Genomic DNA, 12,197 nt, shown 5'->3' on the forward strand with positions numbered 1-12,197 from the left:
AGATAAATAATCGGGGGAATAATGATGGTTTTTCGTAAGACACTTTTAGCAGTCCTTATTGGTTCAGTAGCCGCACTGGCGGGTTGTAATAGCAGCAGTAACGATGTCGATGATAAAACGACGACACTACCAACGAGCGATTACACCAATATTATTGATCGGGCAGGTAACCCCGATGCATTGCGTGATTATGACGAATACGACAATCTAAAATATAATGCTTTTGTCGATAATGGTGCGTGGCATGGCCACCTTCTACCTGCTGATGCGAATGGTTATGGTGCTTTTGGTGGCATCATGCAAGTTACCCAAGAATATGCGAATTTCATGTCTGGGCAAACGTTCGATAAATTGCACCTGCTTGATAAAACATCGGGTAATGTGATTGACCTTGCTAATGCTACTGCCAATATTTACAGCACTCCCGGTGCGTTGGTTCAAATTCTAAAGACAGATCAAGTTGAAGTGCAGATGTTCTTGCGCTTTGTGACTGACCGTACATCTTTGGTTGAAACCAAAATAACTAACCTAACTTCGGATGATTTAGATTTGGAACTAAGTTGGGATGGTGAATTACTGCAAAATGCTTACGAAAAGCCTAATGATAATGGCGGAGTAACAACACAAACTATTGCTGAAATGTACCCAGATTATAAGCGCACGATCAGTGCGACAGATAATGGAATCAAAATTAACTTCAGTGACATGAAAGAGAACTGGGCTATTCGAAATGATAGCGACGCTGAATTCCGTGTTACTCGTTCTATACCGACAATAACAGCAGCAAGCGGTTTAACATTTAAATCGGTAACTGCTGCTGAAATTGACGAACATGAAAGCATGACTTTCTACAGCGCGTATTCCAATCTGCATAATGCAAAAGAAGTGCAATCTGAAACCCAAAAAGTCCAAGCGATTTTAGCAAATCCTGCAAGCTATATGAATAAATCTCAAGCTCGATGGGATGAGTATTTAGCTAAAGGTTTAACAAATGCACAAGCGACACCAGAACAAGCACGTGTAGGTGTAAAAGCCATGATGACCTTAAATGGTAACTGGCGTTCTGCTGCGGGTGATATTACGCAATCAACTGTGACTCCTTCTGTTACAGCACGCTGGTTTTCGGGTAACTTGACTTGGCCGTGGGATACATGGAAACAAGCGTATGCAATGGCACACTTTAATCCAGATGTGGCGATGGATAACATTCGTACTGTGTTCCAATTCCAAGTACAAGCTGATGATGAAATTCGCCCACAAGATGAAGGCTACTTGCTTGATGTTGTGACCTATACCAAACCGGAAAATCGCGGTGGTGCAGGATCAGAGAACTGGAACGAGCGTAATACAAAACCTTCATTGGCTTCTTGGGCTGTTATGGAAGTATATAACGCCCTCATTAGTGAGTTTGACCGCAAAGATGATGCACAAGCATTTATCGACGAAATGTACCCTCAGCTGGTGGCTTACCATAATTGGTGGTTAAACAACCGTGACCATAATGGCAATACTATTCCAGAGTACGGTGCAGCTGTTGATCCTGCACACAACACCAGTAAATCCGAAGGTAATGAAATCTATGTTAAAGCATGGTCTGCAGATGACTTAAGAGAGTTAAAGTGGGGATTTATTACCGCTAAAGTTGAGTTATTAAAAGATGAACCAAATGCGTCGGGTCAGTCTCGCTACAAGATTATCTCGATGGATAACTACAACACGCTCTTAGATAACAAAAAAGGGTTTGATGTGGGTGCAGTGAGTAACGGTGCGAAGACTGCAACATCGTGGGAATCTGGTATGGATCACGCCGCACGCTTTGGTGAAATCTACGACCTGTCTCGTGTAAACAGCACGGGTGACCCTGAAATGGATCAGCTGGGTCGCTACGCCAATAAGAAGAATGGCTTCGACAATGACTTGACGCAAAATGGTAAGATATACGCTTATACTGACAGCAGTGACGAGAACTTAGCGAAATTGCTCGATGCTCGTTTGGATTGGGAAGTCCGTTTTGCTGAGAACCGTACTAACGATAATTCACCGACAGGTACTTTGTTAGGTTTCTCTATGTTGCAAGAATCGGTCGATCAGGCATCGTACATGTATTCGGATAATACGTATCTTGTACAAATGGCGAAATTGGTATCACCAGGTATAGCTGCGGAAGGTGATGTTAAACGCTTCACAGATCATGCGACATTCATTAAGGACTACATCAATACGTGTATGTTTGATGAAGGCACGAATTTCTTCTACGACATCCGTATGGTAGATAAGCACGGTCAAGATTCTGCTTACGAAAAGAACGGCATTATGTGTGCGGGCAAACCCTTAGTTGAACGTGGTCAAGCGCCAGACGGTTGGAGTCCACTATTCAATGGCGCAGCAACGCAAGAGTACGCCGACCGTGTTATGGATGTGATGTTAGATGCTGATAAGTTTGATGCTTCTACCAAATACCAAGCCAAGGGAATTAGCTTCCCAACGGCATCAATGGATAATCCTGCCTATGAAGCCAATATTTACTGGCGTGGTCGTGTATGGCTAGACCAATTCTATTTTGGTGTTTCGTCGCTAGATAAATATGGCCGTGCAGATGACGCAGTTCGTATTGCCAATGACTTGTTCGATAACGCAGAAGGCATGACCGGTGACGGAGCGATTCGTGAGAATTACAATCCAGAAACGGGTGCAGTACAAGGTGCAACTAATTTCTCGTGGAGTTCAGCACACACGTACATGCTTTACCGCGGCTTCTTTAAGTAAGCTTGAAGTAACGCCCCCCTTCATCATGTTGTAGTCGTTATGAGTACATACAGATAAGCGTGATGATTATCCAGGCCTGCCCTTGAATTTATTATTTAGGGGGCAGGCTTTTTTAGTGTCTACAGTTTCGTTCTGCTATCCATTATTTTTCTTATTAATCCTCATTTTTAAGCCATTAAAACACCAAACTGTCGACAATCTAGACTAAGGTCTAATACATATTGTTAACAATTGACTTGTAATTATGCAATTTTAACGCTAAATTTTGATTATTAACTGAGCAATTGTTGACAATGTAAATGAAAAAGCAAGATGCAATGCTAGAAGCTGTCGACACTATCTCGGTGCTTTCAACAGATACACAGCTAACGTCTATCACGGCAGAGTGTGAAGCTGGCGTAAAAGAGCTGACTAAATCTGAAAATCTGACCGAGCAATTGATTGAGTTCATCGTTAGCGGTGAATACCAAGCTGGTAGCAAAATTTCTGAGCCAGAATTAGCCCGCAGTTTCGGTGTTAGTCGCGGACCACTACGTGAAGCGATTATGCGTGTCGAGGCCTTGGGTTTAGTGGAGCGCGTGCCGCATGTTGGTGCGCGGGTTGTTGAATTAAGCCAAGAAAAACTTATCGAAATTTATGCGGTACGTGAAGCATTAGAAGGCATGGCAGCACGGCTTGCCTGTATTAATATTACCGATGAAGAAATTGATGCCCTGCAAGAGCTATTAGAACAACACCAACGCTATATTGAACAGGTTGATGGGGCCTCTTATTTTCATCAGCAAGGGGACTTTGACTTTCATTACCGAATCATAAAAGCCAGCCGAAACACAAAGCTAATCAGTTTGTTGTGTGACGAGCTTTATCATCTGTTACGCATGTACCGTTTTCAATCGCCACGTAAGCATTCGAGGCCGACCACTGCATTGAGTGAGCATATTCAAATTCTGGCTGCCATAAGAGAGCGAGATGGTGAACTCGCAGAACTGTTAATGCGCCGCCATATTATGCGCAGCCGCCTACTTATTGAAAATCAGCTTACAGAAGATATAAACAAGTGATTTTTTAGTGTGGGATGAAAAAAAACATAACGTAGTGAATAAATAAATTTAGGAAGTAGAGATATCGAATAGGAATAAAATCACAAGGAGATAGCACCATGAGCCCAGGAAAACGCTTCCGCCAAGCGGTTGCCCAAAATAACCCATTGCAAATTGTTGGTACCATTAACCCTTATTGCGCAATGATGGCTGAACAAGTCGGCCATCAGGCCATTTATTTATCGGGTGGGGGGATTGCCAATGCATCGTATGGCTTACCTGATTTAGGTATCACAACGTTAAATGATGTACTGGAAGATGTTCGTCGAATAACGGCTGCCACTCAATTACCCTTACTGGTCGATATTGATACTGGTTTTGGGGGCGCATTCAATATTGCGCGCACAGTGAAAGAGATGGAGCGCGCAGGTGCTGCAGCTATTCACATGGAAGATCAAGTGGCACAAAAGCGCTGCGGGCATCGTCCCAATAAAGCGATTGTTAGTCAAAGCGAAATGGTTGATCGGATTAAAGCTGCTGCCGATGCGCGGGTAGACAGTGATTTCGTTATCATAGCGAGAACAGACGCATTAGCCGTTGAGGGGATGGATTCAGCCATTGCACGCGCAATTGCCTGTGTCGAAGCTGGGGCTGATATGATTTTCCCTGAAGCTATTAATTCCCTCGAGCAATACCAGCAATTTTCAGATGCTGTGAATGTCCCGATTTTAGCCAACATTACAGAATTCGGACAAACGCCCTTATTTTCAGGCGAAGAATTAGCGGAATGCGGTGTCGATATGGTGCTTTATCCACTGTCTGCCTTTCGTGCCATGAACCAAGCGGCTTTGAATGTTTATCAGCACCTTAAGACTGATGGTCATCAACGCAATGTGGTTGATCAAATGCAAACGCGTGAACAGCTCTACCATTATTTGGGATATCACGATTACGAACAAAAATTAGATCACCTGTTTAAAAAAGAATAACCAGTAATAACTGAAAAAATAAAATAATAATTAAATAAAACCAATAACGAATTAAGTAGTGATTTATTACGACACTCTTTTTGTGCTTTGACATCTCTATATTGTCATCGAATAAAAAGTAGCCAATCCAATAATGTGAAATACAAGGAGTCCGTTATGTCTGCAATAGCCGTAACTGATAGTCAAAAGGATAAGAAAGCCCTGAACGGTGCTGGGTTACGTGGTCAGAGTGCAGGTACAACCTCGTTGTGTACTGTCGGTCAATCGGGTACAGGCTTAACCTATCGAGGTTATGACATCACCGATCTTGCTCATCATGCTGAATTTGAAGAAGTCGCTTACCTGCTGTTAAAAGGTCAGTTACCCACACAAAGTGAACTGGATAACTATAAACAAGCACTACAAAGTGCTCGTGGTTTACCCCCTGCATTATGCCTCGTATTAGAAGCGATTCCTGCCAGTGCGCACCCAATGGATGTGATGCGAACAGGCTGTTCAATGCTCGGTAATCTTGATCAAGAATACGACTTTTCAGAGCAAGGCGATAAAACGGACACCTTATTAGCATTATTGCCCGCCATTATTTGTTATTGGTATCGCTACAGTCACCATGGTGTACGAATTAATACCGCAAATAGCACGCAAGACAGCATTGGCGGTTACTTCTTAGAAATGCTGACAGATGAAGCGCCATCGGAATTACATAAAAAGGTGATGCATTGTTCGTTGGTTTTATACGCCGAGCACGAATTCAATGCATCGACATTTACAGCGCGGGTGTGTGCGTCCACCTTATCGGATTTACATTCTTGTATTACGGCGGCAATCGGTAGCTTGCGAGGGCCATTGCATGGCGGAGCCAACGAAGCGGCGATGGCAATGATTGAGCAATGGCAAAGCGCAGAACAAGCAGAAGCCGGCACAATGGAAATGCTCGCGAATAAAGACAAAATCATGGGATTTGGCCATGCTATTTATCGTGAATCTGACCCCCGTAATGCGCTCATTAAAGAGTGGTCGCGCAAGTTATCTCAAGACGTGAATGATACCCACTTATTTGAGGTGTCTGAAAAGGTCGAGCAAATCATGAAGCGTGAAAAAGGGCTATTCCCTAACGCTGATTTCTTCCATGCGTCTGCTTATCATTTCATGGGTATTCCTACCAAACTGTTTACGCCGATTTTTGTGATGAGCCGTGTAACAGGATGGGCGGCACATGTTTTTGAGCAACGTGAAAATAACCGGATCATTCGCCCAAGTGCCGATTATCAAGGCCCTGAACATCAAGATTGGTTACCGATAGAACAACGTCTTTAGATCGGTATACCAACGGATTAATGAATATAAAAGGATTAAACCCATGAGCACAAACGTAGAATTGAATGAACGACCAGCCCCTGACGAGCTATTGGTACAGATTGCTGATTATGTTGCCAACACACAGATTGAATCTGCAGAAGCCTATAACACTGCCCGTAACTGCTTAATCGATACCTTAGGTTGTGGGTTATTAGCGTTGCGCTTTCCAGAGTGTACTAAGCATCTTGGTCCTATTGTGCCGGGTACAACAGTACAACATGGTGCGCGTGTTCCGGGCACTTCACACGAGTTAGATCCGGTTATGGCCGCATTTAATATTGGTTGTATTATTCGTTGGCTCGATTTTAACGATACCTGGTTAGCTGCAGAGTGGGGGCACCCTTCCGATAACCTTGGCGGTATTTTGGCAACAGCTGATTACTTAAGCCGTGTAGCTGTATCTCAAGGTAAGCCAGCACTCACCATGCGTGATGTGTTAACGGCAATGATCAAAGCACACGAGATCCAAGGAGTGTTAGCGCTTGAGAATAGTTATAACCGCGTTGGGCTCGATCATGTGTTATTGGTACGGGTCGCATCGACGGCTGTTGTCACTAAAATGCTGGGTGGTAATCGCGATCAAATCATTGATGCGGTATCGCAAGCGTGGGTAGACGGTTGTTCATTACGCACCTATCGTCATGCACCTAATGCGGGATCACGTAAATCATGGGCTGCGGGCGATGCAACATCACGTGCTGTGCGCTTAGCTATGATCACTATGAAAGGTGAAATGGGTCTACCATCGGTTCTGACTGCACCGCAGTGGGGGTATTACGATGTACTATTTAATGGGGAGCAATTTAAAGTCAATCAGCCGTTTGATAGCTATGTAATGGAAAACGTATTGTTTAAAATCTCTTTTCCTGCTGAATTCCATGCGCAAACTGCCGTTGAATGTGCAGTAACGCTACACGATCAGGTGAAAGATCGTATTGATGACATTGAGCGTATTGTTGTTACCACGCATGAATCTGCTATTCGTATTATTTCAAAGTCGGGCAATCTTGCTAACCCTGCCGATCGTGATCATTGCTTGCAATATATGATCGCCGTGCCGCTTTTACATGGTGATTTAATTGCAGAGCATTATGAAGATGATTTCCATAAAGGCGATGCACGTATTGATGTATTACGCGACAAAATGGTGATCAAAGAAGATCCTCGATACAGCGCCGAATACTTAGAAGCCGACAAGCGTTCTATTGCGAATGCGATTCAAGTGTACTTTAGTGATGGATCGTCAACTGACAATATTGTTGTGGAATACCCTATTGGTCACCGTCGTCGCCGTGAAGAAGGTATTCCCGTATTAGAAAATAAATTTCTGCGTAATCTGCAAACCCGTTTCCCTGTTGGTACCAGCCAGAAAATATTTGATCTGTGTAGTGACCAAAATAAGTTGGAATCAACCCCAGTTACTGAATTCATGGAATTGTTCGTGATTAATTAACGCGTTTTAACTCTGCTGGTAGGTATGTAGATATTACGCCTACCAGCCCACTTGAATAGGCGAAAGGAGACCACTATGTCAGCCTATCAGGATGCATTTGATTTTGCCGCTACCGAGCCAGAACTCTTTTGGAAACAACAAGCACAGTCTATTTCTTGGTTTCGATTTCCCGAAACAATACTAAGCAATGATGAACACGGTATAGAGCGGTGGTTTGCCGACGGTGAGCTCAATACTGCGTACTTAGCATTAGATTATCATGTCGATAATGGCCGAGGTGATCAAACCGCCCTTATTTATGACTCCCCCGTTACGGGAAAAAAGGCGCGCTATAGTTACCGTGTATTACGGGATCAAGTCGCGAAAACGGCCGGTATGCTAGCAAGCTTAGGGGTCGAAAAAGGTGATCGAGTTGTGATCTATATGCCGATGATCCCTGAAGCGGCCATGGCAATGTTAGCGTGTGCCCGATTAGGGGCGATTCACTCCGTGGTATTTGGCGGGTTTGCACCCAGTGAGCTTGCCGTTCGTATAGAAGATGCTGAGCCGAAAGTCGTATTAACAGCATCATGCGGTGTTGAAGTCAGCAAAGTTATTCCTTATAAACCGCTGGTGGATCAAGCGGTAATGGATAGTCGCTGGAAACCCGATAGTGTCGTGGTATTCCAACGAAAAGAATGCCTTGCAGATTTAAATCAAGCCCGAGATATCGATTGGGTAACGTTATTCAACCGTTCTGCACCTCATGATTGTGTGCCAGTAAAAGCGACAGATCCTCTGTACATTTTATATACATCAGGCACAACCGGAAAACCCAAAGGTGTGGTGCGTGATAACGGCGGACATGCTGTTGCAATGAAATACAGCATGGAATCAATTTACAATGTAAAACCGGGTGAAGTGTATTGGGCGGCATCTGATATAGGGTGGGTTGTTGGGCACTCTTACATTGTTTATGCGCCGCTTATTCATGGTTGTACCACGATCATGTATGAAGGAAAGCCTGTAAAAACACCGGATCCTGCTGCATTTTGGCGAGTGTGCGAAGAGTATGGTGTGAGTATTTTATTTTCTGCCCCCACGGCATTTCGTGCGATTAAGAAAGAAGACCCAGAAGGTGCATTGCTCACTGCATTTCCGATGAAAAAACTGCGCACTATTTTTATGGCTGGCGAGCGGTTAGATCCGCCAACCCTTGAATGGGTAGAAACCAAAACCCAACGCCCTGTTGTCGATCATTGGTGGCAAACTGAAACGGGGTGGGCAATTGCTGGCAATCCTTTGGGGCTAGAAACGTTTGACTTAAAGCCGGGCTCAGCGACCAAAGCGATACCGGGTTATCAAGTTGAAGTGCTCAATGAGTTGGGTGAACAGCAAGCCATGAATGAACAAGGCTATATTGCGATAAAACGACCGCTACCGCCAAGTTGTTTACCAACCGTATGGCGTAACCATGATCGCTTTGAATCAGGGTATTTAAGCCAGTTCCCTGGTTATTATGTATCGGGCGATGGTGGTTATATTGATGAAGACGGTTATCTGTTTGTGATGGGGCGTATTGATGATGTAATTAATGTGGCTGGGCACCGCTTATCGACTGGAGAAATGGAAGAAGTAGTAGGTGCCCATGAAGCTGTTGCCGAGTGTGCTGTTATTGGTATACACGATGATCTAAAAGGGCAGCTACCATTAGGCTTGGTGGTATTAAAAGACGGTTATGTCTCTGAAAATGGCGCTATTGAGGCAGAATTATTGCAACAAGTTCGCGCAAAAATAGGTGCGGTGGCGTGCTTTAAACGTGCGTTAATTGTCGATCGCTTACCGAAAACCCGCTCGGGTAAAATACTGCGTCGTGTTATTCGCCAAATTGCAGATGGAGAACAATATGTCGTGCCATCGACAATCGATGATCCATCAAGCTTGAATGAAATAGAAAAGGCACTTTACTAATTTAACCTCAGCTCGGGATAATTCAAATACACACTATCTACAATCATTTTTAGTAAATAGTGTGTATTTTTATTTCGTTATAAGTATTTATCGTCATGTTTCACAGTAAGTGTAAAGTGGACGAATTATCTTTTCTTAACGCTTTGATTTAATCAGATTTAGGCTAAGCCTATCTGTTGCAGCATGCCCATTTGATCCCATTGCTCCCAGCGCTCAACAACTTGACCTTCAACGACACGATCTAAGATTAACCCTTCGAATTTCGCTTTATTTCCTGATGGCGGTGAATCCCCTAAAGGGCCGGTATGGGTGCCTATCGCAGTCCATCGTGTTGCGACCTTGTCACCAGAAACCATCTGATCATTCACTGAGATATGTAAATCTGGAAAAGCCGTTAATAAGCCACTGAGCAACTCTTTGAATTCTGAAACGGAAAGGTTTGGATCTGGCGCTCCCGCCATGTGGATAATGCAGTTTTCTGCGAACGCTTCATCTGCCCCAGATACATCACCCCGATTCAGACCATCGACCCATATTTGTTCATATTTAGTTATTGTTAAACTCATCGCTCTTTTCTCAACAGAGGAATTCATATGAAAATATAGACTATCTAGAAAATAGGGCGCAGGTGTTTGGGTTTATTTTCCAATTTAGAAGTGTGATCTCACCTATAAAGCCCTACTTAATGTTTTATATGGAGAAATATATTCTCTATTTTCTTTATTTAGTAGTAATTAAAACGAAACTTTTCCCTGAAAGAAGGCTTATTCTAATCCCATATTAAGCGAGTGGTTAACTGCTGGTTAGTTATCTTGGTATCGTGCGCATTAAGGTGAATAGAATGAAAACGAATTTATGGAATGGTTTTATTGATGTCGTTAAACGTGAAGTCGTACCGGCTTTAGGTTGTACCGAGCCAGTATCTGTCGCTTTAGCTGCTGCAATTGCTGTTGAAAAACTTAATGGTACGGTAGAAAAGATTACTGCATTGGTTTCACCTAATCTGATGAAAAATGGGATGGGCGTAGGCGTTCCGGGTACTGGAATGGTTGGTCTGCCAATTGCCGCCGCTGTCGGTGCGATAGCAGGAGAGGCTAAAGCTCAACTTGAAGTGTTAAAGAATATCACTCCAGAAGATGTTGCTCATGCCAAAACATTAATCGATGCTGGTAATGTTCATGTTGGTGTGGCGGATGTAAATAACATTTTATACGCTAAAGTGACGGTTACCAGTGGTGATGAGTTTGTAGCCGTGACTATTGCTGATAGTCATACCCATGTAATGGCTATTGAAGAAAATGGCATCACAACCTATATTGCCGAACCTGCGAATACGGCTACTTCCGTGAAGAAAGCCAATCCGTTTGAAAGTGCGTTACTAGAAGATATTTATGATTTTGCCTTGAATGCACCTCTTGAAGACATTCGCTTTATTGAGCATGCTTCAGAACTTAATGATGCATTATCTGAAGAAGGATTAACAGGAAAATACGGCTTGCAGATTGGCGCAACCTTTCAACGCAATGTTGACCGTGGTTTGCTTTCTGGTGGTTTGCTAACAGACGTATTACGTCGAACTGCAGCTGCATCTGATGCTCGTATGGATGGTGCCATGAAGCCCGCGATGAGTAATTCAGGTTCAGGTAACCAAGGTATTGCTGCAACGATGCCTGTGGTTGTCGTGGCTGATTTCTTAAAAGTAGATAAAGAAAAAACCATTCGTGCGCTAATGCTGTCCCATTTAACCGCTATTTATATCAAGAGTCATCAAAATAAATTATCGGCTTTATGTGGCGCAACAACGGCATCTATGGGAGCAGTTGCGGGAATGACGTGGTTACTTGGTGGTGACCTTAACAAAATCAATAATGCTATTTGCAGCATGATTGGTGATATTGCAGGCATTATTTGTGACGGCGCTAAAACCAGTTGTGCCATGAAGGTATCATCTTCAGCAGGCTCTGCGGTTAAATCTGCATTAATGGCACTTGATGGTATTTATGTAACGGGAAATGAAGGCATTGTTGCTGATAATGCCGATGCGTCTATTCGTAATCTTTCTGCATTAGCAAATGGCTCAATGACTCAGACTGACGTACAGATTTTAGATATCATGGTAAACAAATAAAATAACAACGCGTATGTAAGATAGCGATTCTAACGCTATGTATTCTCGTTTTAAATAATATAGAAGGTAAGTAGGACATCATGGTAGAAACTATTAATACAAATAACGCACCAGCAGCCGTTGGGCCTTATGTTCAAGCAAAGAAATTCGGTAATATGCTATACACATCAGGTCAATTACCGTTAAACCCTGCAACGGGTAAAATGCCTGAAGATGTAGCAGAACAAACAAAGCAATCATTGGCAAATGTTGAAGCAATTGTAAATGAGGCGGGTTTAACAAAAGCTGATATCGTAAAAGCAACGGTATTTGTAAAAGACTTAAATGACTTTGGCACTGTTAACGAAGTGTATGCGGCATTCTTCGGTGAAAATTGCCCAGCGCGTAGTTGCGTAGAAGTTGCACGATTACCGCTTGATGCAAAAGTAGAAATTGAAGTGATAGCTGTCGCTCAATAGAATGCTATTTCAGCAATAGTTAAATAACAGCCTAATAAGCCCGCACTTTGCGGG

At 43.3% G+C, this 12,197-nt stretch carries 9 protein-coding genes; 8 read left to right on the forward strand and 1 reads right to left on the reverse strand.

The window, feature by feature from the left end:
* Nucleotides 1–21: 21 nt before the first annotated feature.
* From ygjK to C9J12_RS04080, 6 genes are all read left to right on the forward strand, one after another.
* Nucleotides 22–2,766, forward strand: a complete 2,745-nt coding sequence (gene ygjK / locus C9J12_RS04055) for an alpha-glucosidase (protein WP_407675671.1) — start codon at nucleotides 22–24, stop codon at nucleotides 2,764–2,766.
* A 299-nt stretch (nucleotides 2,767–3,065) separates the two neighbouring features.
* Nucleotides 3,066–3,827, forward strand: coding sequence for a GntR family transcriptional regulator (locus C9J12_RS04060; protein ID WP_227876266.1), 762 nt, complete (start codon nucleotides 3,066–3,068; stop codon nucleotides 3,825–3,827).
* Between the two features lie 98 nt (nucleotides 3,828–3,925).
* Entirely contained in the window at nucleotides 3,926–4,795 is an 870-nt protein-coding gene (gene prpB, locus C9J12_RS04065; RefSeq protein WP_107241538.1) for a methylisocitrate lyase, read from the forward strand.
* A 156-nt stretch (nucleotides 4,796–4,951) separates the two neighbouring features.
* Complete coding sequence (gene prpC / locus C9J12_RS04070; RefSeq protein ID WP_107241539.1) at nucleotides 4,952–6,112, forward strand: bifunctional 2-methylcitrate synthase/citrate synthase; 1,161 nt, start codon at nucleotides 4,952–4,954, stop codon at nucleotides 6,110–6,112.
* Nucleotides 6,113–6,155: 43 nt separating this feature from the next.
* Complete coding sequence (locus C9J12_RS04075; RefSeq protein ID WP_107241540.1) at nucleotides 6,156–7,607, forward strand: bifunctional 2-methylcitrate dehydratase/aconitate hydratase; 1,452 nt, start codon at nucleotides 6,156–6,158, stop codon at nucleotides 7,605–7,607.
* Nucleotides 7,608–7,658: 51 nt separating this feature from the next.
* The gene (locus tag C9J12_RS04080) at nucleotides 7,659–9,557 is read left to right on the forward strand and encodes a propionyl-CoA synthetase (RefSeq protein ID WP_107241541.1); all 1,899 of its coding nucleotides are present in this window, start codon (nucleotides 7,659–7,661) and stop codon (nucleotides 9,555–9,557) included.
* Nucleotides 9,558–9,715: 158 nt separating this feature from the next.
* Here the strand turns inward: C9J12_RS04080 and C9J12_RS04085 are convergent, their stop codons facing one another.
* Nucleotides 9,716–10,123 (reverse strand): ester cyclase, encoded by a 408-nt coding sequence (locus C9J12_RS04085; protein WP_107241542.1) that lies wholly within the window; start codon nucleotides 10,121–10,123, stop codon nucleotides 9,716–9,718.
* A gap of 275 nt (nucleotides 10,124–10,398) precedes the next feature.
* On the opposite strand from C9J12_RS04085, the gene C9J12_RS04090 reads away from it, so the two are divergent.
* Both C9J12_RS04090 and C9J12_RS04095 read left to right on the forward strand, forming a co-directional pair.
* Complete coding sequence (locus C9J12_RS04090; protein WP_107241543.1) at nucleotides 10,399–11,685, forward strand: L-cysteine desulfidase family protein; 1,287 nt, start codon at nucleotides 10,399–10,401, stop codon at nucleotides 11,683–11,685.
* An 80-nt stretch (nucleotides 11,686–11,765) separates the two neighbouring features.
* Nucleotides 11,766–12,143: a RidA family protein gene (locus C9J12_RS04095; RefSeq protein WP_107241544.1), complete on the forward strand. Its 378-nt coding sequence runs from the start codon at nucleotides 11,766–11,768 to the stop codon at nucleotides 12,141–12,143.
* Nucleotides 12,144–12,197 lie beyond the last annotated feature (54 nt).

Source organism: Photobacterium frigidiphilum, from assembly GCF_003025615.1.
GTDB lineage: Bacteria > Pseudomonadota > Gammaproteobacteria > Enterobacterales > Vibrionaceae > Photobacterium > Photobacterium frigidiphilum.

What these genes read in the sequence shown, in the direction of transcription:
- ygjK (WP_407675671.1), top strand. Translation starts at nt 22, where the DNA reads ATGATGGTTTTTCGTAAGACACTTTTAGCAGTCCTTATTGGTTCAGTA.
- C9J12_RS04060 (WP_227876266.1), top strand. Translation starts at nt 3,066, where the DNA reads ATGAAAAAGCAAGATGCAATGCTAGAAGCTGTCGACACTATCTCGGTG.
- prpB (WP_107241538.1), top strand. Translation starts at nt 3,926, where the DNA reads ATGAGCCCAGGAAAACGCTTCCGCCAAGCGGTTGCCCAAAATAACCCA.
- prpC (WP_107241539.1), top strand. Translation starts at nt 4,952, where the DNA reads ATGTCTGCAATAGCCGTAACTGATAGTCAAAAGGATAAGAAAGCCCTG.
- C9J12_RS04075 (WP_107241540.1), top strand. Translation starts at nt 6,156, where the DNA reads ATGAGCACAAACGTAGAATTGAATGAACGACCAGCCCCTGACGAGCTA.
- C9J12_RS04085 (WP_107241542.1), bottom strand. Translation starts at nt 10,123, where the DNA reads ATGAGTTTAACAATAACTAAATATGAACAAATATGGGTCGATGGTCTG.
- C9J12_RS04090 (WP_107241543.1), top strand. Translation starts at nt 10,399, where the DNA reads ATGAAAACGAATTTATGGAATGGTTTTATTGATGTCGTTAAACGTGAA.
- C9J12_RS04095 (WP_107241544.1), top strand. Translation starts at nt 11,766, where the DNA reads ATGGTAGAAACTATTAATACAAATAACGCACCAGCAGCCGTTGGGCCT.